Origin of the sequence: Kitasatospora sp. NPDC087271, assembly GCF_044744605.1 — a bacterium.
Lineage (GTDB): Bacteria > Actinomycetota > Actinomycetes > Streptomycetales > Streptomycetaceae > Kitasatospora.
This window is the reverse complement of sequence record NZ_JBIUYQ010000006.1, coordinates 158,535-181,925: the sequence shown is the minus strand read 5'-3', so window position 1 is coordinate 181,925 and position 23,391 is coordinate 158,535. Positions and strand designations below refer to the sequence as shown.

Here is a 23,391-nt window from a genome sequence, read left to right as displayed (position 1 = left end):
AGGGTCCGTTTTCCGATTCCGCGCAAATTGTTGTTATCTGATCACTCACCACAGGTCTCCGAGGAGGCAGCGGCGAACGGAACACGGCAAGACGGAGTGCGGACCATGAACGCTGACGTGCAGAACAGGACCGGGACCACCCTGGTACGCGCGGCCCAGGCGGGCGACCGGCAGGCCCAGGAGGCGCTGGTCGCCGCCTGGCTGCCGCTCGTCTACAACGTCGCCGGGCGCGCCCTGGACGGTCACGCCGACGTCGACGACGTCGCCCAGGAGACCATGATCCGCGCCCTGGACGGCCTGGACGGGCTGCGCGAGCCGGAGTCCTTCCGCTCCTGGCTGGTCGCCATCACGATGAACCAGATCCGTCGTCGCCACGCCGCCGGCCAGCAGCAGCCCACCGTCGGGGGCCTCGACGAGACCTGGGAACTCGCCGACCCCAGGGCCGACTTCACCGACCTCACCGTCCTGCGCCTCGGCCTCTCCGGCCAGCGCCGGGAAGTCGCCGAGGCCACCCGCTGGCTCGACCCCGACGACCGCGAACTCCTCGCCCTCTGGTGGTTGGAGGCCAGCGGCGAACTCACCCGCGCCGAACTGGCCGAAGCCCTCGACCTGACCCCGCAGCACACCGCCGTCCGCGTGCAGCGGATGAAGAAGCAGCTCGAAGCCGGCCGGATCGTCGTCCGCGCCCTCGGCGCCTACCCGCGCTGCCCCGAACTCGCCGACGTCACCACCGGTTTCGACGGCGCCCCCAACTCCGTGTGGCGCAAGCGCATCGCCCGCCACATCCGCGGCTGCGCCACCTGCGACCGCCTCGGCCGTGACCTCTTCCCCGCCGAAGGACTGCTGGCCGGCCTCGCCCTGGTGCCGATCCCGCTCGGATCGCCCGCGCTGCTGCACTTCCAGCACACCGCGGCGACCGTCGCCACCACCGCCCCGACCGCCGCGAGCACCCATGCGGGCTGGGCCGGGACCGCCGCGCGCAAGGCCGTCCTGGCGAGCGGTGCGGTGGCGGTGGTGACCGTCACCACCCTCGCCCTGGTCTGGTCGCACCCCGCCGACACCCCGAGGGAGGCGACCCCCGTACCCACCACCCCGGCCGCCGCTCCCGCCGCCCCGGTGCCCCCCGCGACCCCGGCCGCCGCACCGGTCACCCTGTCGGCCACGCCCACGCCGACCCCCAGCGAGACACCGACGGCGATGCCGTCACCCACCGCCACCCGGTCGGTGGCCCCGCCGCCGCCCAGCCCGGAGCGCCAACTCGTCGACCTCGTCAACGTCGAACGCGGCAAGGCGGGCTGCGCCCCCCTGCGGATCGACCCGCGGCTGCACGCGGCCGCCCAGAAGCACGCCGACGACATGGTCGCCCGTGGCTTCTTCGACCACGTCAACCCGGACGGCGTCCGTACCGACGCCCGGCTGACGGCCGTCGGCTACCGCTGGTCCCAGTGGGGCGAGAACCTCGACCGGGGGCCGACGTCCCCCGCCACGGTGGTCGCCCACTGGATGGACGGCGGCATCCACCAGACCAACATGCTGGACTGCGGCTTCAAGGACGTCGGCGTCGGTCTGGCCACCGGCCCCGCCGGCGCCTACTGGACCCAGGACCTCGGCGCCCCGCTGTCCTGACACCGCACCGCAGCACCGTCGTACCGCAGCACCGTCGTACCGCCGCGTTGTCGCGCTGCCGCGAGCTAGGCGGGGGTGACACCGACCAGTCCGTCGGCCGAGCCCGTCACGTACCCGGTCGCCTCCCCGACCACACCGCCCGCGTCCCCGACCTGCCCCGGCAACGCGTCCGGCGCGCTGGTCAGCGACCCGGACGTTCCGTCCTGCCCCCCGACGGCACTGGCGTGCGCACTCGGTGCGGTGAGCGAGGCCACGAAACCCACGGCGAGCGAGGCGACGGCGAGCATGCTGCGCTTCTTCATGGCGGGTCCAACGACGATCCGCCGGGCGGGTTACGAGGACGGCGGCGGATTCCCTCGTCCGTGGCCGTGCGGCCGGGGCCGCGGCACAGCCGCAGCCCGGTGACGGCCGGTCGGCCGAACGGTGGCGCCGCGGGCCCCGGACGGGCTGTCGGGCCCCGGGCCTTTTCCGGTGGCGGGAGGCGTGGGAGGGCGGTGGGATGGGGAGGGGTCGGGAATGATTCCGGCAAATCGGTTGAATCACCACACTTTCGGTCTTATCGACGTCGGTCTCATCGACCAGGACCCCCCACCGCGACACGAAGGGCACCCGATGCACGCAGCCGAGCTCACGCCAGCCGTCCTCGCCGAGCTGCGCCGCCCCCGGCGCTACCCGGCCGTCTCCGTTCTGCTGCCCACCCACCGCAGCGAGCCCGACAACACCCAGGACCCGGTCCGCCTGCGCAACCTCGTCGCCGAGGCGAAGAACCGGCTGCACGCCGACGAGGCGGTCAGCCGGGCCGACCGGCTGGACGTCGTCGAGCAGCTGGACCGCGCGCTCACCGAGGTCGACCTCGTACACGCCGAGGACGGCCTGGTGATCTACGCCGCCCCCGGTGAGCACCAGGTGTGGTCCCTGCCGCGCCCGGTGCCCTCCCGGGTCGTGCTGTCCGAAACCTTCCTGACCCGCAACCTGGTCTCCGCCTACACCGCCGGTGCGCCCTACTGGGTGCTGACCGTCGCCGCCGACCGGGTCGCCCTGTTCAGCGGCAGCGGGGCGCACCTGGCCGAGCACACGGGTGCCGCCTTCCCGCTCGACCAGGTCCGGCCGGACTGGGACGTCGAGCGCCAGGAGCGGATCGGGGACGTACCGAGCACCTTCCGCGACGAGGAGACCCGCCGCTTCCTGCGTTCGGCCGACACCGCGCTGGCCGCCGTGCTGGAGGCCGACAACCGCCCGCTGTACGTGCTCGGCGAGGCCGCCGCGATCTCCCTGCTCGACGAGGTCGGCACCGCTGCCAAGCGCGCCACCGCCCAGGTCTCGCACGGCGGCCTCGGCCACGCCGCCGCCGCCGCGGTGGCCGAGGCCGTCCGGTCCACGGTCGCCGAGCAGGGCAGCAAGGCCGTCACCGAGTTGCACGAGCGCCTCGACCAGGCCCAGGGCGTGAAGGGCCTGGCCGCCGGCATCGACGAGGTCTGGCAGACCGTCGCCGAGGGCCGCGCCGCGCTGGTCGCGGTGGAGGAGGACTACTGGCAGCCCGTCCGGGTGACCGACAACCACCTCGTCCCGGCGGCGGCCGGTGAGCCCGACGTCCGCGAGGACATGGTCGACGAGATCGTGGAGCGCGCCCTCGACACCGGCGCCAAGGTGCAGTTCGTCCCCACCGGCGAACTCGACGCCCGCGGCCACATCGCGGCCGTCCTGCGGTACTGACCCGCCCGGTACTGAACCGCCCGGTGCGGGCCCGGCACGGCACCGGGCCCGCACCGCCGTGTCACGGCCGCGTCAGGACCGGTGGAACGCCCGCCCGGCGGCACCCGAGGAGACCGACCCGACCCCGGGTATCAGCCCGCCGGTGATCGGCCGGGCGTCCGCACCGCGCAGGGCCGCCCCGCCGCCCGCGCCGTACCACCGCGCCGTCCACCGGTCGCAGCCCCCGGCAGCTACCCGTCGCCGCTCGCCATCCATGAGAGGACCCCCGTTCTCTGATCGTGCTCGGGACGCTAGCAGGAGCCACTGACACTGAGCCCAGGTCGGCCAGGTCGGCCCGGACGGTCCTCAGCGGGTCGTGGTCGAGGAGGGAGTGTTCCCCTCGGAGGTCCGGATCGAGTCCAGCACCTGCTGCACCTGCTGGATCGTCACGTGCGACGGCTCCCGCAGGCAGGCCGTCAGCTGGATCAGCACCAGCGTGCCGGTCCGGGCGACGGCCCGATGGCCGATGAGCTCTCGGGTGCCGCCGCGTGTGAGGCATTCCTTGTCGAGCGTGATGTCGGAGGTGACGGCCAATGAGCTGGTGAACTTCCCGACCAGGTCCGGTTGGTCCACCAGCCGGAGGGAGAGGAGGGCGCCGCCGACGGGCAGCAGCGTGTTGGACGGGCAGGCGATGCCCGCCGTCCGGCAGGGGGACGTGGGGCTGATCGGCCCGGTGGCCAGGTAGCCGATGCCGTTCCGGGGGTCGCCGTTGAAGGTGCTCTGGCTGTACCAGCCGCTCGGCAGGTCGAGCGCCAGGTTCGGGTACGACGAGAAGTGGACCTGCGATCCGGGCGTCGGCATCGTGGTCGGTGTCGCGCTGGGGCCGATCGTCGGAGCGGGCGGTACCCCGCCCGGCACCGTTTCGGCCGGTCCGGTCACCCCCGGTCCCGCAGCCGTCCCCAGTCCCGCGCCCACTCCGCGCTCCGGCGTGGGCGCGATCGCGGGCGCGGCGGCCAGCGCCGTGGCGACCAGCCCGGCGGTCAGTCCGGCCCCGAGCCCGGCGGCCCGCCGTCGGCGCCGGGTGCCGATGGCGCGGGCGCGCACCCGTTCCATCCGGTCCTCGGGCGTGGCGAGCTCCGGTACGGCCTGGTGGAGCAGGATCCGCAGCTCCTCGCCCTCACCGCCGTCCGGCCTCGGGTCGTCCGGGTCCAGCAGGTCAGTACCGATCACGGGGTCCCCCCGCCAGCAGCAGTTCCCGGGCCGGCAGCCGGCCGCGCAGCGCGGCGAGCGCGCGGTGCGTCTGGCTCTTGACCGTGCCGGTGCTGCAGCCCAGGACCTCGGCGGTCTCCTCGACGCTGAGGTCCTCGAAGAAGCGCAGCACCACCACGGCCCGCTGGCGCGGCGGCAGGGCGCGGACGGCCTGGGCGACCACCTCTCCGAGCACCACCCCTTCGTACGGGTCCGCGCTCGCCGGCGGCGGCTCCGGCAGTTCGCCGTGCGGCAGTTCGCCGGTCCAGCGGCGGCGCCACCAGGAGACGTTGCAGTTGACCAGCACCTTGCGCAGGTAGGCCTCGGGCCGGTCGATGGAGATCCGGTCCCATTTGGGCCAGATCTTGGCGAGCGCGGTCTGCAGCAGATCCTCCGCCTGGTGCGGGTCGCCGGTCAACAGCCAGGCCACCCGCAGCATCTTCGGGCCGCAGGCGGAGACGAACTCCTCGAAGTCCGGTGTGCCATCCCTCATCCCGCCGTCCCCGCCATGGTGTCCGTGTCGTCCCTGTCAGCCGTGGCGGCCTGCTGGGCCGCGATCGTGGTGTCCTACTCACAGCTGATGAACGTGCTGGACGGTGTTTCGGGTTGTCTTCCGGGCACGGGGATTTTCGGCCGGCCGGCGCGGGGAGGTTGGACGGCCCGCGAGCCGGCCGGGACTCGGCCGGGCGGCGGGCGGGCCGTGGGCACCACGATGGCCGCGTCGGGCCCGTCCGGCCAGAGGCGCTCACGGGGCGTCCGGGCGCACGATGCGGCGCGCCAGGGGCGTACGGGTGGGACGCAGGGGGCGGCGGACCCACGGACCGGGCCGACCGGGTGGCGGTGGGTCAGAGCGTCCCGGAGCCGTGCGGCGCCTCGGTGGGGACACCGCGGGCGGCGGCCGCCGGGTCCGAGGTCACCGGGGTGACCGTCCAGTCGGGGTGGCCGGGCATCGGCGGGGTGCGCAGCCCGTACAGCCAGTCGGTGAGGAAGCCGGAGAGGTCCTGGCCGGAGACCTCGGAGGCGGTGCGCAGGTAGTCCCGGGTGGTGGCGGTGCCGTACCGGTGCTCGCGCAGGAAGGTGCGCTCGATCCGGTCGAAGGTCTCGGCGCCGACCCGCTCGCGCAGCGCGAACAGCACCAGCGCGCCGCCGGTGTAGCGCTGGCTGTCGAAGAGCTTGGCGGCGCTGGGAGCGGCGACCGGTCCGGAGTCGTGCCGCCACTGGTCGCCGAGGCCGTAGAGGGCCCGCATCCGGTCGACCAGGGTGGTGTGGCCCCAGGCGTCCGGCCAGCCGCGCTCGTAGCGGTAGACCAGGGCGTAGTAGTCGGCGTGCCCCTCGTTGAGCCACAGGTCCGCCCAACTGGCGGGGGAGACGCTGTCGCCGAACCAGGAGTGCACCAGCTCGTGCATCTGGTGCGAGCCGATCGCGGACTCGGGCTGGCGCAGGAAGTTCGGCTTGTAGAGGGTGAGGGTCTGGGTCTCCAGGCCGGTGAAGCCGAACGCGGCGGGGTCGTCGGTGTCGGCCGGCAGGAGGCCGTAGGTCTCGAAGGGGAACGGCCCGAGGTGCTGCTCGGCCCAGGTCAGCTGGCCGGCGGTGAGCGCCAGGGCGGGTTCGAGGTCGGCGGCCCGGGCGGTCGGGACGACGTCGCGCAGCGGCAGGCCGTGCGGACCGGTGCGCTCGCGGACGGTGTAGTTCCCGACGGAGACCTGTACCAGTTCGGTGGCCATCGGCTCGCGGGAGGCGTAGCGCCGGGTGGTCCGGCCGTCGCCGAGCCGTTCGGTCTGCGTCAACTCCCCGTTGGCGACGCCCAGCAGGCCGTCGGGCGCGGTGACGGCGATGGTGAACCGGGCCTTGTCGCTGGGGTGGTCGTTGCACGGGAAGACGGTGTGCGCGCTGTCCGGCTGGCCGGCCACCGCGAAGCCGTCCGGGGTCGGGACCCAGCCGGTGTGCGGGAGCCTGGCGCGCGGGTCGGCGGTGTACTCGACGGTCAGCCGCGCGGTGGTGCCGCGGTGCAGGGGCCGGGGCGGGGTGATGGTCAGCTTCTCGTCGTGGGCGGCGAACCCCGCCGGGCGCCCGTCGACCCGGACGGCGCGCACGGTCAGGCCCAGCGCGTCCAGCTCCAGGTGTGCCAGGGTGCGGGACGGCCGGGCGGTGATCACCGCGGTCGCGTCGACCGTGCGGGTATCGGCGCGGTAGTCGAACGACAGGTCGTAGGCGAGCGCGTCGTACCCGCTGTTGCCGAGTGAGGGGAAGACCGGGTCGCCGAGGCCGTCCGCGGCGGTGGCGGCCGGGGTGCCGGCGGACAGCAGCACCGCACTGAGCACGAGCGGGAGGACGAGGCCGACACGGGGCCTGGACAGGGCGATCACCGCACTTCGGGAGTCGTGGCCTCGGGGGCCTGGCTGGGGGACTCGTGGCTTCGGGAGTCCTGGCTTCGGGAGCCCCGGTGAGGAGCGGGGCCGGGCGGCGGTATGTGCGCGACGCACCGGGCACGGACCCTAGCGGACCGGGGCGCCCGCCAGGCGCCGCCGCCCGGACGGCTGTCGACACGAGGATCCCCCGGACGGCCTACAGCGATGGCGGGGCCGCCGCGCGCTGGCTAACGTTCGAAGTGCTTCGCCCCCTGACGGACGAGGCCACGGCCGTCGGAGAACCTGGCCAGGTCCGGCGGCCGTCCTTCATGCCCGGGCGCACCCCGTAGGCTGGCGGCCGAGACGACGCCCGCGTACCGGATGCCAGGAGCCGCCGTGACCAGCCCCGATTCGCACGTTCTGGTGATCGGCGAGTGCGTCGCCGACATCGTCCGCACGGATGGCGCCCCGGACACCGTCCACCCCGGCGGCAGCCCCGCGAACGTCGCCTACGGCCTGGCCCGGTTGGGGCGGCCCGCCACCCTGCTCACCCAGCTCGGGGAGGACGCCAACGGCCGGCTGATCCGGGCGCACCTGGAGTCGGTGGGGGTGGTGGTCCGGGCCGCCGGGGTGGCGCGGACCCCCTCGGCCGTGGTGCGTCTCGACGGGCAGGGGCGGGCGCGCTACACCTTCGACATCGGCTGGACGTTGCCGCCGACCGAACTCGCCGAAGCGCCGGGCGCGATCCACCTCGGCTCGATCGGGGCGGTCACCGACCCGGGCGCGGCGGCGGTGCTGGCGCTGGTCGAGCGGTGGCGCGGCCGGGCGCAGATCAGTTACGACCCGAACGTGCGCCCCGCGCTGATGGGTGAGCGGGCGCGGGCCGTGCGGCGGGTCGAGCGCTGCGTGGCACTGAGCGACGTGGTCAAGGCGAGCGACGAGGACCTGGCCTGGCTCTACCCCGGTGAGGACGCGGAGGCGGTCGCGCGCCGCTGGCTCGCCCTCGGCCCGGCCGTGGTCGCGGTGACCCTGGGCGCCGACGGCGCGTTCGCGCTCACCGCCGGGGGCGGGCACGCGCGGGCCGCAGCCGTTCCGGTGCCGGTCGCCGACACCGTCGGCGCCGGGGACTCCTTCACGGCGGCTTTCCTGCACGCCCGCGCGGCCGGCGCCGACCTCGCCGGCTGCCTCACCCAGGCGGTGACGGCCGCCGCGCTGACGGTCTCCCGCCCCGGCGCCAACCCGCCCTCGACGGCGGAGCTGACGGCCGCCCTGACGCGGACGGGTTAGCCGGCCAGCTCCTTGCCGTACCAGATCTGGGCGTACGGGCCGCTGCTGTAGGCGGGGATCTCGCGGTAGCCGTGGCGGGTGTAGAGCGAGCGGGCCTCGACCAGGTCGAGGCGGGTGTCGAGGACGATCCGCCGGGCGCCGAGCGAGCGGGCGGCCTCGTCGACGGCGGCGAGCAGCCGGGCGCCGCCGCCGGTGCCGCGCAGGCCGGGGCGGACGAACACCCGGGTCAGCTCGACGGTGTCGGCGTCGCGTCGGCGCAGCCCGGCGCAGGACTGGGCCGCGCCGTCGTAGTGGCCGAGCAGGAAGAGGCCGTCCGGTGCGGCGAGGTCGTCGCTGGGGGATCCGGCCAGCCCCGACTCCAGTTCCTCGGGGGTGCCTTCGCGGCCGAGGTGCAGGCGGTAGTAGCGGTTGGCCACGTCGTAGTAGTACTCGCGCAGCAGGGCCAGGGCCTCGGGTGCGGTGACGTCCGCCGTGGCGACGGACCAGAGGCGGGCGGTGCGGGGCGCGGTGTCGGTCATGGGCGCATGATCGGTGGTCGCGGGCCCGGTCCGCAATCGGGTTTCGCACGGCCGCCCGGTCGGCTCGGGTGCCCGGCCGGTTCGGCAAAGGAAGGGCAAGGAGCCCGGCGCGTCGTTGCCCCGCACGGGTGATGAGGGGGTTGGCGGGGGTGCGCTGCGGGGGAGCAGTGCGTCTATGAACAGATCATCAAATCATCGCATTAATGCGGGTTTGAGAGGGATTCAGGGGCGCGGCGCCGGCGCTCGGGCGGGTGTGCGGACCGGTCTGCTGGCCACCGTCTGCCTCTCCGCCGTCGCCGCCGGCTGCGCGGGGCCGGCCGACCCCGCGCGGCCGGCCGTCGTCCCGCCCGCGCCGGGTGCCGTGCCCGTCGTCGAACACGGGGTCGGCCGCCCGCCCGAGGCGCTGCCGGTGCTGCCGGGCCTGGCCCGCAAGGAGGAGGAGGCCGGCACCGAGGCGGTCGCGCGCCGGGAGTCGGAAACCCGGGCGGCCCTGGAGACCGCGCACCGCTGGGGCCTGGAGGCCCCGCCGCTGAAGGCGCCGCCACGCCCGGCGACCAGGCCGGTGCTGGCCCAGTCGCAGGGCGTGAAGCTCAAGGAGGGGCGGCCGCCGGTGGTCTACCGGGTGCCGACCGACGAGAAGGTGGTCTTCCTCACCGTCGACGACGGTTCCGAGAAGGACCCGGAGTTCTCCCGGATGGCCGACGAACTCGGCATCCCGCTCAGCACCTACGTTTCCGACTACCTGGCCCGCGAGAACTACGGCTACTTCCGCGACCTGCACGCCCAGGGGGTGGAGATCAACAACCACACCATCAACCACCGCAACCTGAAGGTCCTCGGCTACGAGGCCCAGCGCGACGAGATCTGCCGTCAGCAGGACCAGCTGGAGAAGCAGATCGGCGTCCGCCCCCGGCTGTTCCGGCCCCCGTACGGCGAGTACAACGACGACACGCTGCGCGCGGCGGCGTCCTGCGGGGTCCAGGCGGTGCCGCTGTGGAACGAGGAGGCCTTCCCGGACCACATGGAGTGGCGCTACGACGACCGCAAGCTCCACTCGGGCGACATCATCCTCACCCACTTCCGGGGCACCGACCTCTGGAAGGCCTCGATGCCGGACCTGCTCCGCAAGGTCGTCAACGACGTCACCGCGCAGGGCTTCGCCCTCGGCCGGCTGGACGACTACCTGTAGGAGTTCGCCCGTCGGGGCCCCCGGGGGTCAGCCGAGCGAGAGGGCGTCGAGGTACACCCAGGCGCCCTCGTGCCGGACGAACCGGCTGTGTTCGGTGAGCACGCCCTGCTCGCGGCCCTCGGTCCAGTGCGCCCGGAAGGCGACCGTGCCCTCCGCGTGGAAGGCGCCGCCCTCGGTGGTGGCCACCACCTCCAGGCCGGTCCAGCGCAGCGCCGGGTCGAAGTCCACCTCGGCGGGCCGGGTGTCCGGGTGCCAGGTGCGCAGCAGGTAGGCCTCGTCCTGGGCGGCGAAGGCGCTGTACCGCGAGCGCATCAGGGACTCGGCGGTGGTGGCCGCCGTCTGGCCGCGGTGCAGCCGCCCGCAGCAGTCGCCGTAGGCGGCGGGCAGGCCGCAGGGGCAGGGGGAGGAGGGCAGCAGCCGGGGCGCGGAGGCGGCGGCGCGGGGCGCGGGGTGACGTCGGGACATGCGGTCCATTCTCTCCCTCCGGCCCCGGCCGCCCCGACCGGGGCCGGTGGGGCGTCCGGGTGCGGGTGCTCAGCAGCGGGCGGAGTCCGGTTCGCCGAACCAGGCGTGCAGCGCGCGCAGCAGCCCGTCCGGATCCTCCTCCCCGGGAGCGGCGGCCCAGGCGACGTAGCCGTCCGGGCGTACCAGCAGCGCGCCGGCGGGCGGTTGCGGGCAGTCGGCCGTGAGCACGTCCACCCGGCCCTTCCAACCGGCCGCGAGGTCGGCGAGCCGTGGCGGGCCCTCCGCGAGGTCGAGCAGCAGGGCCCGGCCGCCGCGGGCCAGTTCGGCGAGCCGGGTGGGGCCGGCGGCGGTGGTCAGCGGGAGGTCCGGCGCGAAGCCGCCGGCGAGCGGGTGCGGGCAGTCGGTGTCGTACCGGACGTCGCTGCCCGCCATGAGCGCGGCGATCCGCCCGAGGTTGTCCTGGTACGCGAGCAGCTCGCCGAACAGGGCGCGCAGGGCGGTGACGGCCGGGCCCGGGGACATCAGGGCCATCTGGGCCTGCGAGTGCATGAAGACCCGTTCGCCGATGGGGTACCGCTCGCGGTGGTAGCTGTCCAGCAGGCCGGGCGGGGCCCAGCCCTGGAGGTCGGCGGCCAGCTTCCAGCCGAGGTTCGCGGCGTCCTGGAGTCCGAGGTTGAGGCCCGGACCGCCGGTGGCGGCGTGCACGTGCGCGGCGTCGCCGACCAGCAGCACCCGGCCCTCGCGGTAGCGCTCGGCGAGCCGGGTGTTGTGCCCGACCTGGCGGCGCGGGGTGTGCGCGCCGGGCGTGTCGGCCGGGGCGAGCGGCAGGTCGGCGCCGGTCACCCGGCGGACGCTGGCGCGCAGTTCGTCCAGCGTGGCCGGCACGGTCTCGTCGACGGGCGGGCCGGCCCACTCCATGGTGGCCATCATGGCGAGTTCCGGGCCCATCGGGGCGAGCACGAACACGCCGTGCGCGGTGCGGGTGTGGGTGAACGGGCGGAACGGCGTCGGGCAGCCGGGCAGCAGCACCTCGCCGGTGTCGAGCACCCGCAGCCCCTCGGGCGGGCGCACGTGGGCGATGCGCGCGACGGGGTCGGGCGAGGTGACCCCGGGGAAGCCGATCCCGGCCAGCTTGCGGACGGTGCTGCGGCCGCCGTCGGCGCCGACCAGGTAGCGGGCGCGCAGCCGCTCCGGCCCGTCCGGTCCGAGGACCTCGACGGTCACCCCCGCCGCGTCCTGGCTCAGGCCGGTGACCTCGCGGCCGTGGTGCACGGTCACGCCGAGTTCGCGGGCCCGCTCCGCCAGGGCCTGCTCGATCCGGTGCTGCGGCACCGGCAGGGCGTACAGCGGGTTGCCGTCGAGCTCCCGGAGGTCCAGCGGGAACGCGCCGAACACGAAGCGGGGCACCGGGACCGGGGCGCCCGGGCCGCCGAGCCGCTCGTACAGGCCGCGGTGGTCCAGCAGCCGGATCACCTGGCCGACCAGCCCGTTCGCCTTCTGCTCCGACGAACGTTCGGCCAGCCGGTCCAGCACCACCGGCCGGATTCCGGCCAGCGCCAGTTCGCAGGCCAGCATCAGCCCGTTCGGGCCGGCGCCGGCGATGATGACATCGTGGGTCATGGTAAATCCCCCTGTGCGACGGTGAGTTCACGAAGACGACGGTTCGGGGAGGCCGGCCGCCAGCTGCCGCAGTGCCTCCGCCAGGAGCGTTTGGAGCGGTACCGGCGGGTCGGCGCGCAGCCATACGTCGCTGGCCGCCTTGAGCGCGGCCAGGACGCCGGCGGCGACCAGTCTGGGGTGGAGGCCGCCGGGGTCGGCCCCGGTCCGGGCGGCCACCGCCGCGGTGAGCCCGGCCTCGGCGTCCGCGCCGGCGCGGGCCAGCTCGGCCTGGAGGGCCGGTTCGCGCAGCAGTAGCCGCACCGCGGCGGTCCACCGCGGGTCCGGCTGCTCCGCCGCGCCGTCGAAGGGCGCGAGGGTGGCCCGGGTGAGCGCCTCCCAGAGCGGTTCGGCCGCGGGCCGCTCGCTCAGTGCCTCGCCGACGAGCCGGATGCGGTCGCAGTGCCGGGAGACGATGGCCTCGGCCTTGCTGGAGAAGTAGTTGTTGTAGGTGCGCGGCGACACCCCGGCCGCGGCCGCGATGTCCTCGACCCGGACGTTCTCCAGGCCCCGTTCCACCGCCAGGCGCAGTGCGGCCCAGCTCAGCGCCTCCCGGGTCGCGGCCTTCTTTCGTTCCCGCAGACCGATCTGACTCTTCGTCATGACCACCACTCTCCCCGGAAGTCTGCGCGCCGCGCAAGACTGCGTGGCACGCAACTTTTTCGGATCCGACACCCCGGGCGGATCCGCCCCGGCGGGGTTGCGAGGAGTCGCGCGGCGGCTCGGCGAGTCGCCCTGCCCACCCGGTTGGTCACTGATAGTAGTGGCCTGGTTGCGGAGCGGTCTCCCGCGCCGGTTCGGCGGGACGGTTCGACAGCACACCTCGACAGGACATGAGGAGCGGTCATGGGTGGCAGACAGCGTCCGCCGGGAGCGCGGACCCCTCGGCAGGGCAGGCCCGTCGCGGGCGGCCGGGTGAACGCCCGGGCGGAGATCGCCCGGCTGGAGGGTTATCTCGCCTGGGAGGCCGAGGTGGCGGCGGCCGAACGGGACGCCCGGGCCTTCGCCGGGCAGTTCCCGTGGCTGCCCGCCGCGGAGCGGGAGAGCCTGGAGCAGGCCTACGCCGCCGACCGGCTGCGCTACGCCGAGGAGGTCGTCGACCGCGCCGTCGAGCGCTGCCGCCGGCTGGCCGCCCGCTACCGCAGCGAGTGCCGCCGGATCTGCGCCCGCTGGGCCGCGCTCTGCCTCTCCGTCACCCTGGCGGCGGCGCTGTTCGCCGTCGTCCCGGCGGCCCTGCGGGCCTGAGCCGGGCCGATCCGCCGGCACGCCCGAGGGCCCGCCGCGCCGATGACGGCGCAGCGGGCCCTCGGGCGTGCGCGGGGATCAGTGGTGGCCGTGGCCGCTGCTGATCTCCTGGTGCTCCTCGGCGGTGGGCTTGGCGATCTGGCTGCCCTCGCCGTAGAAGCCGCGGGACAGCTTGGCCCTCGTCCGGGCGAACAGCCCGGCCTTGCGGACCACCCCGTTCTCGTCCACCTCCGGCGGCAGGTCCTCCGGCTGCGGCTGCTCGTGCGCGGTGAGGGTGTACATCCGGCCCAGCGGGAGCGGGGCGTGCACCTCGACGAACTCGCCGTGCTGGAGCCGGTTGATGACGCCGGTCTCCCGGCCGTGCAGCACCTTCTCCTTGTCGCGCCGCTGCAGGCCCAGGCACCACCGCTTGGTGACCACGAAGACGACCACCGGCACGACGAAGAATCCGGTGCGCACCGCGTAGGTGATCGCGTTGATCGACAGGTGGAAGTGGGTGGCGAGCAGGTCGTTGCCGCCGCCGGCCAGCAGGATCAGGTAGAGGCCGATCCAGGCCGCGCCGAAGGCCGTGCGCACCGGTGCGTTGCGCGGCCGGTCGGCGATGTGGTGCTCGCCGCGGTCCCCGGTGACCCAGGCCTCCAGGAACGGGTAGCACCAGATGATCAGCAGCACGGTCGGGAAGACCATCAGCGGGACGAACACCCCGAGGTTCAGGGTGTGGCCGCCCCAGACGCTGATCTCCCAGCCGGGCATCACGCGCACCAGGCCCTCGGAGAAGCCCATGTACCAGTCCGGCTGGGCGTCGGTGGACACCTGGTCGGGCCGGTAGGGGCCGTAGGCCCAGATCGGGTTGACGGTGGCGATCGCCGACATGAACGCGACCACGCCGAAGACCAGGAAGAAGAAGCCGCCGGCCTTGGCCATGTAGACCGGCATCAGCGGCATGCCGACCACGTTGTCGTTGGTCCGGCCGGGCCCGGCGAATTGGGTGTGCTTGTGGTAGAAGACCAGGATCAGGTGTGCCGCGAGCAGGCCGACCATGACCCCCGGGATCAGCAGGACGTGCACGGTGAACAGCCGCGGCACGATGTCCTGGCCGGGGAACTCGCCGCCGAACATGAAGAACTGCAGGTACGAGCCGACGATCGGCACGGCCAGGACGGCACCCTCCATGAACCGGATGCCGGTGCCGGAGAGCAGGTCGTCCGGCAGCGAGTAGCCCATGAAGCCGTCGAACATGCCGAGGAAGAGCAGCAGTGCGCCGAAGACCCAGTTGATCTCGCGGGGCTTGCGGAACGCGCCGGTGAAGAAGACGCGCATCATGTGCGTCAGCATCGAGGCGACGAACACGATCGCCGCCCAGTGGTGGACCTGGCGCATCAGCAGGCCGCCGCGGACCTCGAAGCTGATGTCGATGGTCGAGGCGTAGGCCTCCGACATCTGGATGCCCTTGAGCGGGACGTACGAGCCGTCGTAGATGACCTCGCCCATGCTCGGCTTGAAGAAGAGGGTCAGCCAGACGCCGGTGATGATGATGATGACGAAGGTGTAGAGCGCGATCTCGCCCAGCATGAAGGACCAGTGGTCCGGGAAGATCTTGCGCAGATTGGCCTTGGCCAGGGAGTAGATGCCGACCCGGCCGTCGGTCCAGTCGGCCAGGGCCTCGGCCTTGTTCGCGGGGTTGGCGCGCGTGCTGGTCACCGGTCCCGGCTGCGACTGCTGGTCGGTTCTCACGACGGACTCCCCGGCGTCCTCGGCGTGCCGGGCTGGAGGCCCGCCGGCAAAGACGCCGGCCGGCGAAGTGTTGTGATCATGGGACCTCTCGATACGGGCCCGCCGGCTGAACCGGCACGCGGAGCGGGTGACCCACTGGCCCGTTGCTCAGGGTGATGGAGCGCTTACTCTGTCATGCTGTCGGCAGGGGGCCGACTGTGCACGTCCATCGGTCCGTACGGCCGCTCGTGTCGGGCCGGACGGGGGGTCCTGACGTCCGATCGGCCGCCGGACGGGTGGCGGTGCTGCGCCCGGGTGCCGCTGAACCGTTTCGGCGCGCGCCGCGTCCGGAGGTCGCGCGATCCCGGGCCTACGCTGCGCCAATGGTGGATCACCCTGAACTCTTCGAGGACGTCACCGCGGCCCTCGCCCGCGCCGGGATCGACGCCGGGCCGGGCCCGTCCCTGCTGCGGATCGGCCATCGGCCGCCGGGGGTGGCGGTCGGCTGGTCGCCGGGGGAGGGGCCGGACGGGCCGCCCTCCCGGGGGGCGCGCGAGGCGGTCAGCGGTGCGGTCGCCGTCGTGCTGCGCGAGTGCGGCTACCTGGTCGCCGAGACGGCCGGCGGCGAGCTGTTGGTGACGCCCGCCGCCGCACCGGTGGCGGTGCCGGCGGAGCCGGAGACGGTGCCGGAGCAGTGGTGGGGCTGAGCCGGGCCGGCTCGGCAGCCCTCATACCGAACCCTTACCTGAACGGGGGGTGCTGTTGACCACGGCGGCTCTAAGGTTTGCCTAAGCTAAGTCGAAGCGCCCTGGACCTTCGTGTCCGGGGCGTTCGGCTGTGCCGCGCCGCCGCCACCCGCGGCGGGCCGCCGAGTTCAGGTACGACCCGGGGTGACCGGGGGAGGAGCCCGCTGCATGTGGGATGAGGCGTTTCCCAGCTTTCTGATCGGGCTGCGCGAGGGTCTGGAAGCCGGACTGATCGTGTCGATCCTGGTCGCCACGCTCGTCCGCTTCGGGCACAAGGCCCGGTTGCCGCAGGTGTGGACCGGCGTCGCGGCGGCGATCGCGCTCAGCCTCAGCTTCGGTGCGGTGCTCACCTTCACCGCCGCCAACCTCTCCGGCCACGCCCAGGAGGCGTTCGGCGGGGTGCTGAGCCTGATCGCGGTCGGCTTCGTCACCGCGATGGTGTTCTGGATGCGCCGCTCGGCGCGCACCCTCTCCGCCGAGCTGAAGGAGAAGGTGCAGGCCTCGCTGGCGATGGGCGCCGGCGCGCTGGTGCTCACCAGCTTCCTGGCCGTCGGCCGCGAAGGCCTGGAGACCTCGCTCTTCCTGTGGACCAACGTGCGCACCGCCGGGGAGTCCACCGGGCCGCTGCTCGGCGCGGCCGTCGGCCTGGTGCTCTCGGCCGGCCTCTGCTGGGGCCTGTACCGGCGGGCGCTGAAGATGAACCTCACCCGGTTCTTCACCATCACCGGCGCCGGCCTGATCGTGGTCGCGGCGGGCGTGCTCGGCTACGGCCTGCGCGACTTGCAGGAGTCCGGGCTGGTCGGCGGCGGCAGCTCGTACGCCTTCGACCTGAGCGGCCAACTGGACGCCTCGTCCTGGTACGCCACGCTGGTGCAGGGCACCCTCAACCTGACCGTCACCATGACGGTCCTCCAGGTCGTCGGCTACCTCGCCTACCTGTGCATCGTGATGACGCTGTTCGTCGAGGGCGTCCGCGGCGGCAAGACCGCTCCGGCCGCCGGGAAGGCGGCGCAGGGCGAGGCGGCGCAGGGCGAGAAGGCCGGGGCGGCCGCGCCCGAGGCCGCCGGGCCGGTGCGGTCCGGACGGCCGCGCTGGGCCGTGCCGACCGCGCTGGTCGCGGTGCCGGTGGTGGTCGCCGGGGCCGTGATCGCGGTCAGCGACGGCAAGCAGGGCAGCTCCGCCACCGTGTCCGTCTCCGAGCAGGAGTGCGGCAAGGGCTTCAGCACCCCGCTGCCCGGCCAGCAGGTCTTCCAGATGCACAACACCGGGGACAAGGTCTCCGAGGTCTACCTGGTCAACCCGGCCAGCGGCGCCGTCTACGGCGAGATCGAGGGCCTGGCCCCCGGCACCACCCGCGCGCTGACCGCGACCATCGGCTCCGGCGACTACGCCTGGCGCTGCGTGCCCACCGGCGGCACGTCCGTCACCTCGGCCGCCGTGCACGTCACCGGCGGCGGCCAGGTCAAGGCCGTCAAGCCGGTCGCCGAGGACGACCTCAATGGCCCGCTCGACGCCTACAAGGACTACGTCGGCAAGGGCCTCGCGACCCTGCTGACGCAGACCCAGAAGCTCCAGGCCGACGTCCACGGCGGCGACCTCGCCACCGCCAAGGCCGACTGGCTCACCGCCCACCTCCAGTACGCCTCGCTCGGCGCCGCCTACGGCACCTTCGCCGAACTCGACGGCAAGATCGACGGCCGGCCCGACGGGCTCGCCGACAAGGCCCAGGACAAGGACTTCACCGGTTTCCTACGCCTGGAGTACGGCCTGTGGCACGGCCAGTCCGCCGCCGACCTGACGCCCGTCGCCGACCAGCTGGCCGCCGACGTCGCCAAGCTCGGGCAGGACTTCCCCGGCCAGGACTTCGACCCCGGAGACCTCCCGCTGCGCGCCCACGAGATCCTGGAGAACACCCTCCAGTTCGAGCTCACCGGCGACACCGACCAGGGCAGCGGCACCAACCTGGCCACCGCCCAGGCCAACCTGGCCGGCACCCGGGAACTGCTGACCGTCCTGCAGCCGCTGCTCGACGAGCGCGACCCCCAGCTGCTCCCCCGCGTCGACGCCGGGATGAAGCGGGTCGGCGATCTGGTCGCCGCCGCCCACAAGCCCGAGGGCTGGACCGCACTGGAGCAGCTCCCCGCCGACGCCCGCCGCCAGCTCAACGGCGCCACCGGCCAACTGCTCGAAGACCTCGCCCCCATCCCCGCCCTGCTCGAGATCCGGAAGGCCGCCTGATGACCGACCACACCGCTGCCACCGGAGGCTCCTGCCCGTTCCCGCACGCCGCCGCGTCCGCCCCGGCCGTCGCCGAGGGCGGCTGCCCGGCCGGTCCGGCCCGCCGCAGCTTCGTCCGGACCGCCCTCGGCGCCGGCGCCGGAGCGGCCGTCATGGCGGGCGGGGCGTTCACCCTGGCGGCCGGCCCGGCCTCCGCCGGGGACAGCCGCCAGGCGAAGAGCGGAGTCGTCCCGTTCCACGGCGACCACCAGGCCGGCGTCACCACCCCGGCCCCCGGCTACGCCGCCTTCGTGTCCTGCCAGGTGATAGCCCAGGACCGCAAGGGCCTGGAGGACCTCCTCAAGACCCTGACCGAGCGGATCCGCTTCCTCACCGCCGGCGGCACCCCGCCCGACCTCGGCGTCGGCGCGCCGCCCGCCGACAGCGGCATCCTCGGCCCCACCGTGCCCACCGACAACCTGACCGTCACGGTCGGCGTCGGCGCCTCGCTGTTCGACGACCGGTACGGGCTGGCCAAGGCCAAGCCGACCAAGCTGGCCCCGATGAAGACCTTCCCCAACGACAATCTGCAGGCCGCCGAACTCCACGGCGACCTCTCGCTGCAGATCTGCGCCGACCGCCAGGACACCGTGCTGCACGCGCTGCGCGACATCACCCGGCACACCCGCGGCGCGATGCAGATCCTCTGGCGGATCGACGGCTTCCAGAGCGAGTCCCGCCCGGACGGCGCCCAGCGCAACCTGCTCGGCTTCAAGGACGGCATCGTCAACCCCGACACCACCTCCGCCCGCGAGATGGACCGGCTGATCTGGATCACCGACGGGCTGGGCGAGCCCGCCTGGGCGACCGGCGGCAGCTACCAGGTGATCCGGATCATCCGGATGCTGATCGAGTTCTGGGACCGCGTCACCCTCGCCGAGCAGGAGAAGATGTTCGGCCGCCGCCGCGACACCGGCGCGCCGCTGGACGGCCGCCAGGAGACCGACGCGCCGGACTACGGCAAGGACCCGGAGGGCAAGGCGATCCCGCTCAAGGCGCACATCCGGCTCGCCAACCCGCGCACCGCCGACACCGACACCTCGCGCATCCTGCGCCGCGGCTTCAACTACGACCGGGGCGTCGACCAGGCCGGCAACCTGGACATGGGCCTGGTGTTCTGCTGCTACCAGCAGGACGTGGTGCGGCAGTTCGAGGCCACCCAGACCCGGCTCATCGACGAGCCGCTGGTCGACTACATCTCGCCGACCGGCGGCGGGTACTTCTTCGTCCTGCCGGGCGTGAAGGACAACGCCGACTGGCTCGGGCGCGGGCTGCTCGCGGCGGTCTGACGGCGGTCCCACGGCGGCCGACGTGACGCCGCCGGGCCCCGGGCGCTGCCGCGTGCCCGGGGCCCGGCGGCGTTGCGCGTGCCCCGGAGCCGCCACGCGGACGGGAGGTCGAGGACACGCCCTACGGGCCGAGGGTGAAGCCGATCACCGCGCCGCCGCCGTCCCGGTTGGCGGCGAAGGCCTCGCCGCCGTGCGAGCCGGCCACCTCGTGCACGATGGCCAGGCCCAGCCCCGAACCGGGCAGGCTGCGCGCGGCGGTGGCCCGGTAGAAGCGGTCGAAGACCCGGGAGAGGTCGGCCTCGTCGATCCCCGGCCCGCCGTCGCGCACCTCGACCCGGCGGCCGCGCACCACCACCTCGATCGGGGCCGTCCCGGCCGGGTCGAACTTGGCGGCGTTGTCCAGCAGGTTGCCCACCGCCCGGGCCAGCGCGTCCGGGCGGGCCGTGACCACCGTGTCGTCGGCGTCCACGGTGATCTCCCGGCCGCTGCGCCGCCGGGCCTGTGCGGCGGCCTCGCGCACCAGCTCGGCCAGCACCAGCTCGGTCGGCTCCTCGTCGGCCTTCCGGTCCGCGGCGAGCGCCACCAGCTCCTCCACCAGCAGCGTCAACTCCCTCGCCTCCTCGGCCAGATCGGCCATCAGTGCGGCCTGTTCGGCGGGCGGCAGGCGGTCCAGGCCGGGCAGGACCGAGAGGTTGGTGCGCAGGCTGGTCAGCGGGGTGCGCAGCTCGTGCCCGGCGTCCTGGACGAGCCGGCGCTGGTTCTCCTTGGCCGTGGCGAGCCGGCCCAGCATCCGGTCGAAGGCCCGGCCGAGCCGGCCGACCTCGTCCGTTCCGGCGGCCGGTACCGGAACGTCCAACCGTCCGCTGGCGGCGACCAGTTCGGCCGCGTCGGTGAGCCGGACCAGCCGGCCGGTGATCCGCCGGGCGAGCAGCCAGCCGGCCCCGCCCGCGAGCACCGCGACCACCGCCACCGACACCCCGGTACGGATCCGCAGCGTCGCCAGCAGGTGCTCGGTGGGGCCCAGTTGCTGGGCGATCTGGACCGCGCCGCGGCTGCCGCCGAGCGAGACCACGGCCACCCGGTAGGTGTCGCCGTGCACGCGCCGGAGCCCGGACGAGGTCTGGCCGGGGTCGTCGGAGCGGGCGAGGGAGCGGTCCTCCGGGGTCGGCCGGAGGTCGATCCGGGCGGTGCCGGGCAGCACCTCCCCGTCGGGGCCGAGGGATTGCGAGGTGACCCGGATCGGGCGCAGCAGATCCTCGCTCAGGCCGCCCGTGCCGTTGAAGTCGCCGGGGAACAGCATCTCCCGGCCGACCTGCTGGTGCACCGCCTGGACGGCCGCGGTGAAGTCGGCGCCCTCGTCGTCCCGGATCAGCCGGGCGGCGGAGTGGTAGCCGAGCGCGCCGATCAGCACCGCGACCAGGGCGGCCATCGCGGCGAAGGCGAGCGAGACGGTGGTGCGCAGCCCCGGGCGCGGCCACAGCGGCCGCGGCCGCGACCGGCCCCGGCCGGTCACGACTCGCGCAGCGTGTAGCCGACGCCGCGGACGGTGTGGATCAGCGGTGTCAGGCCGGGCCGGTCCAGCTTGCGGCGCAGGTAGCCGATGAACACCGCGAGGTTCTTCGAGCCGGGGCCGAAGTCGTAGCCCCAGATCCGCTCGTACACCGTGGCCTGGTCGAGCACCGAACCCGCGTGCCGGGTCAGCAGCTCCAGCAGGTCGAACTCGGTCCGGGAGAGCTCCAGCTCCTGCCCGGCCCGCCAGGCGCGCCGGGCGTGCGGCTCGACCCGCAGGTCGGCCACCGTGAGGACGCCCCCGGCGGGTTCGGGCGGGTTGCGGCGCAGCAGGGCGCGCAGGCGGGCGAACAGCTCGTCCACGTCGAAGGGCTTGACCAGGTAGTCGTCGGCCCCGGCGTCGAGCCCGGCGATCCGGTCCGGGACCTCGACCCGGGCGGTGAGCATCAGGACCGGGGTGCGGTCGCCGTCGGCGCGCAGGCGGCGGCAGACCTCCAGGCCGTCCGGGCCGGGCATCATCACGTCCAGCACCAGCAGGTCCGGGCGCTGCTCCGTGAGGGCGGCCAGGGTCTGCGCGCCGTCCGCGGCGGTGCTCACCCGGTAGCCCTCCAGCTGGAGGGCGCGGGTGAGGGAGTCGCGGATGGCCCGGTCGTCCTCGGCGATCAGCACGGTGTGGGTCATGGCCCCGATTCTCCCCGGCGCGCCCACGGCGGCGTCCGGCGGGTCCGGGCGGCGGCGCGTGACGGGTCTGGGGGAAGGGCCTGGGCGAGGGCGGCGTCCGGCGGGTCGGGGCCCGGCCGGTGGCCGTGCCGGCCGCGGCTTTCGCAGCGCCGGGGAGGGGCGTACGGTGGCCACACGGTGGCGTGTCCGCCGGGGGCGCCGCCGGGTCCTTGTCGGCACACCCCGCCGGAGGCCGCGATGGCAGACCGGATGGCCTTCCTCACCACCCCGCGCGCCGAGCGCGAGCGGCGGGACGCACAGCAGCGACTGGGGGACTCCCGGGAGGTGTACCGGCCGCGGACGCCGCTGCCGGTGGTGGGCGGGCAGGCGGGCCGGTGCATGGACTGCGGGCTGCCGTTCTGCCACCACGCCTGCCCGCTGGGAAACCTGGTGCCGGAGTGGAACCGGCTGGTGGCGGACGCGGACTGGCGGGCCGCCGCCGCCCGGCTGCTGGCGACCAACAACTTCCCCGAGTTCACCGGAAGGCTCTGCCCGGCACCCTGCGAGAGCGCGTGCGTGCTGGCGATCGACGGCGCGGCGGTGGCGATCAAGAACGTCGAGCTGGCGATCACCGACCGGGCCTGGGAAGAGGGCTGGGACCTGCCGCAGCCGCCCGATCGGGGCGCCGGGTGGCGGGTGGCCGTGGTCGGCTCGGGCCCGGCGGGCCTGGCCGCCGCGCAACAGCTGACCCGGGCCGGGTACGCCACCACGGTGTACGAGCGGGCCGACCGTCCTGGCGGGCTGCTGCGCTACGGGATCCCGCCGTTCCGGCTGGAGAAGCACCGGCTGGACCGGCGGCTCGACCAGATGCGGGCCGAGGGCACGGACTTCCGCACCGGGGTGTTCGTCGGCCGGGACCTCGCGGCCGGGGAGCTGCGGGCCGGGTGCGACGCGCTGGTGGTGGCGGTCGGTGCGACCGCCTGCCGGGAGCTGGCGGTGCCGGGGTGCGCCCTGCCCGGCGTGCACCAGGCGATCGACTACCTGACCTGGGCGAACCGGGTCGACGAGGGCGACCGCGCGGCCCCGCCGGTGTCCGCCGAGGGTCGGCACGTGGTGATCGTCGGCGGCGGGGACACCGCGGCCGACTGCCTGGGGACGGCGCTGCGCCAGGGCGCGGCCTCCGTCACCCAGCTCGACATCAACCCGTGTCCGCCGGTGTGCCGGGCGCCGGAGCAGCCCTGGCCCGTCCACCCGAAGGTGTACCGGGAGACCACCTCGCACGAGGAGTCGGGGGCCGCGGCGGCCGGTCCCCGGGTGTTCGCGGCGACCACGGTCGGCTTCGAGGCCGGACCGGACGGCCGGCTGGCCGCCGTCCGCTTCGCCGAGGCCGAACCGGCCGACCGCAGCCCCCGGACCGGCACCGAGCGGCGCATCCCGGCGGAGCTGGTGCTGCTCGCACTGGGCTTCAGCGGCCCGGAGCCGGACCAGGGGCTGATCGCCCAACTCGGCCTCACCACCGGCCCGGACGGCGCCCTGGCCCGGGACGACGACTTCGCCACCGGCGCGCCGGGCGTCTTCGTCGCCGGGGACGCCGGGCGCGGGCAGTCACTGATCGTGTGGGCGATCGCCGAGGGGCGGGCGGTGGCCGCGGCGGTGGACCGCCATCTGCGCGGCGGCACCGAACTCCCGGCGCCGATCCGGGCGTCGGCACGGGCGCTCACGCTCTGAGGGGCGTGCGGGCGGTCACGTGCTGAGGGGCGTGCGGGCGCACACGCGCTGAGGGGCGTGCGGGCGCACACGCGCTGAGGGGCGTGCGGGCGTTCATTGCTCTGAGGGGCGTGCGGGCGGGCCCGGCGGCCCGGCCGCACCTCCGCGCAACCCATTGCGGTGTGGGGTATCTGCTGCCGGTGCGGTGAGCGGGGC

At 74.5% G+C, this 23,391-nt stretch carries 20 protein-coding genes; 9 read left to right on the top strand and 11 right to left on the bottom strand.

Annotation, left to right across the window (positions count from 1 at the left end):
- Positions 1-105: 105 nt before the first annotated feature.
- Complete coding sequence (locus ACIO9K_RS12910) at positions 106-1,626, top strand: sigma-70 family RNA polymerase sigma factor (protein ID WP_400329235.1); 1,521 nt, start codon at positions 106-108, stop codon at positions 1,624-1,626.
- Between the two features lie 65 nt (positions 1,627-1,691).
- Here ACIO9K_RS12910 and ACIO9K_RS12905 read toward each other — a convergent pair whose 3' ends face one another.
- Positions 1,692-1,928, bottom strand: a complete 237-nt coding sequence (locus ACIO9K_RS12905; RefSeq protein WP_400329232.1) for a hypothetical protein — start codon at positions 1,926-1,928, stop codon at positions 1,692-1,694.
- A gap of 310 nt (positions 1,929-2,238) precedes the next feature.
- On the opposite strand from ACIO9K_RS12905, the gene ACIO9K_RS12900 reads away from it, so the two are divergent.
- Positions 2,239-3,339 carry a chemotaxis protein gene (locus tag ACIO9K_RS12900; RefSeq protein WP_400329230.1) on the top strand — a complete coding sequence of 367 codons (1,101 nt, stop codon included), beginning with the start codon at positions 2,239-2,241 and terminating at the stop codon, positions 3,337-3,339.
- A gap of 345 nt (positions 3,340-3,684) precedes the next feature.
- On the opposite strand, the gene ACIO9K_RS12895 is transcribed toward ACIO9K_RS12900, so the two are convergent.
- From ACIO9K_RS12895 to ACIO9K_RS12885, 3 genes are all read right to left on the bottom strand, one after another.
- Positions 3,685-4,548, bottom strand: coding sequence for a hypothetical protein (locus ACIO9K_RS12895; protein ID WP_363621886.1), 864 nt, complete (start codon positions 4,546-4,548; stop codon positions 3,685-3,687).
- Complete coding sequence (locus ACIO9K_RS12890; protein WP_363585614.1) at positions 4,535-5,059, bottom strand: SigE family RNA polymerase sigma factor; 525 nt, start codon at positions 5,057-5,059, stop codon at positions 4,535-4,537. Before ACIO9K_RS12890 ends, ACIO9K_RS12895 begins: the two co-directional genes overlap by 14 nt.
- A gap of 352 nt (positions 5,060-5,411) precedes the next feature.
- Positions 5,412-6,932, bottom strand: coding sequence for a M1 family metallopeptidase (locus tag ACIO9K_RS12885; protein ID WP_400329226.1), 1,521 nt, complete (start codon positions 6,930-6,932; stop codon positions 5,412-5,414).
- A gap of 378 nt (positions 6,933-7,310) precedes the next feature.
- On the opposite strand from ACIO9K_RS12885, the gene ACIO9K_RS12880 reads away from it, so the two are divergent.
- The gene (locus ACIO9K_RS12880; protein WP_363621882.1) at positions 7,311-8,201 is read left to right on the top strand and encodes a carbohydrate kinase; all 891 of its coding nucleotides are present in this window, start codon (positions 7,311-7,313) and stop codon (positions 8,199-8,201) included.
- On the opposite strand, the gene ACIO9K_RS12875 is transcribed toward ACIO9K_RS12880, so the two are convergent.
- A complete protein-coding gene (locus ACIO9K_RS12875) occupies positions 8,198-8,719 on the bottom strand; it encodes a GNAT family N-acetyltransferase (protein WP_400329222.1) in 522 nt (173 codons plus the stop codon). The genes ACIO9K_RS12880 and ACIO9K_RS12875 overlap by 4 nt on opposite strands.
- A gap of 211 nt (positions 8,720-8,930) precedes the next feature.
- Between ACIO9K_RS12875 and ACIO9K_RS12870 the strand changes: the two genes are divergently transcribed.
- Positions 8,931-9,908: a polysaccharide deacetylase family protein gene (locus ACIO9K_RS12870; RefSeq protein ID WP_400329219.1), complete on the top strand. Its 978-nt coding sequence runs from the start codon at positions 8,931-8,933 to the stop codon at positions 9,906-9,908.
- Positions 9,909-9,935: 27 nt separating this feature from the next.
- Here ACIO9K_RS12870 and ACIO9K_RS12865 read toward each other — a convergent pair whose 3' ends face one another.
- From ACIO9K_RS12865 to ACIO9K_RS12855, 3 genes are all read right to left on the bottom strand, one after another.
- Positions 9,936-10,373 carry a YchJ family metal-binding protein gene (locus tag ACIO9K_RS12865; protein WP_363585609.1) on the bottom strand — a complete coding sequence of 146 codons (438 nt, stop codon included), beginning with the start codon at positions 10,371-10,373 and terminating at the stop codon, positions 9,936-9,938.
- A 69-nt stretch (positions 10,374-10,442) separates the two neighbouring features.
- Positions 10,443-11,993 (bottom strand): FAD-dependent monooxygenase, encoded by a 1,551-nt coding sequence (locus ACIO9K_RS12860; RefSeq protein ID WP_400329216.1) that lies wholly within the window; start codon positions 11,991-11,993, stop codon positions 10,443-10,445.
- 27 nt (positions 11,994-12,020) lie between these two features.
- Positions 12,021-12,632, bottom strand: a complete 612-nt coding sequence (locus ACIO9K_RS12855) for a TetR family transcriptional regulator (RefSeq protein ID WP_363629662.1) — start codon at positions 12,630-12,632, stop codon at positions 12,021-12,023.
- A 243-nt stretch (positions 12,633-12,875) separates the two neighbouring features.
- Here ACIO9K_RS12855 and ACIO9K_RS12850 point away from each other — a divergent pair, with 243 nt between their 5' ends.
- Positions 12,876-13,274 carry a cytochrome C oxidase subunit I gene (locus tag ACIO9K_RS12850; RefSeq protein ID WP_350881931.1) on the top strand — a complete coding sequence of 133 codons (399 nt, stop codon included), beginning with the start codon at positions 12,876-12,878 and terminating at the stop codon, positions 13,272-13,274.
- Between the two features lie 78 nt (positions 13,275-13,352).
- Here the strand turns inward: ACIO9K_RS12850 and ACIO9K_RS12845 are convergent, their stop codons facing one another.
- Positions 13,353-14,975: a cytochrome bc complex cytochrome b subunit gene (locus tag ACIO9K_RS12845; RefSeq protein ID WP_400329598.1), complete on the bottom strand. Its 1,623-nt coding sequence runs from the start codon at positions 14,973-14,975 to the stop codon at positions 13,353-13,355.
- Between the two features lie 395 nt (positions 14,976-15,370).
- On the opposite strand from ACIO9K_RS12845, the gene ACIO9K_RS12840 reads away from it, so the two are divergent.
- From ACIO9K_RS12840 to efeB, 3 genes are all read left to right on the top strand, one after another.
- Complete coding sequence (locus ACIO9K_RS12840; protein ID WP_363585606.1) at positions 15,371-15,694, top strand: hypothetical protein; 324 nt, start codon at positions 15,371-15,373, stop codon at positions 15,692-15,694.
- Between the two features lie 207 nt (positions 15,695-15,901).
- Positions 15,902-17,971, top strand: coding sequence for an iron uptake transporter permease EfeU (gene efeU / locus ACIO9K_RS12835; RefSeq protein WP_400329211.1), 2,070 nt, complete (start codon positions 15,902-15,904; stop codon positions 17,969-17,971).
- Positions 17,971-19,299 carry an iron uptake transporter deferrochelatase/peroxidase subunit gene (gene efeB, locus ACIO9K_RS12830; protein ID WP_363621866.1) on the top strand — a complete coding sequence of 443 codons (1,329 nt, stop codon included), beginning with the start codon at positions 17,971-17,973 and terminating at the stop codon, positions 19,297-19,299. The genes efeU and efeB overlap by 1 nt, the downstream gene beginning before the upstream one ends.
- A 121-nt stretch (positions 19,300-19,420) precedes the next feature.
- Here the strand turns inward: efeB and ACIO9K_RS12825 are convergent, their stop codons facing one another.
- Both ACIO9K_RS12825 and ACIO9K_RS12820 read right to left on the bottom strand, forming a co-directional pair.
- Positions 19,421-20,812, bottom strand: a complete 1,392-nt coding sequence (locus tag ACIO9K_RS12825) for a sensor histidine kinase (RefSeq protein WP_400329208.1) — start codon at positions 20,810-20,812, stop codon at positions 19,421-19,423.
- Positions 20,809-21,489, bottom strand: coding sequence for a response regulator transcription factor (locus ACIO9K_RS12820; RefSeq protein WP_400329205.1), 681 nt, complete (start codon positions 21,487-21,489; stop codon positions 20,809-20,811). The genes ACIO9K_RS12825 and ACIO9K_RS12820 overlap by 4 nt, the downstream gene beginning before the upstream one ends.
- Positions 21,490-21,726: 237 nt before the next feature.
- Here ACIO9K_RS12820 and ACIO9K_RS12815 point away from each other — a divergent pair, with 237 nt between their 5' ends.
- Positions 21,727-23,196, top strand: a complete 1,470-nt coding sequence (locus ACIO9K_RS12815; RefSeq protein ID WP_400329202.1) for a glutamate synthase subunit beta — start codon at positions 21,727-21,729, stop codon at positions 23,194-23,196.
- Positions 23,197-23,391 lie beyond the last annotated feature (195 nt).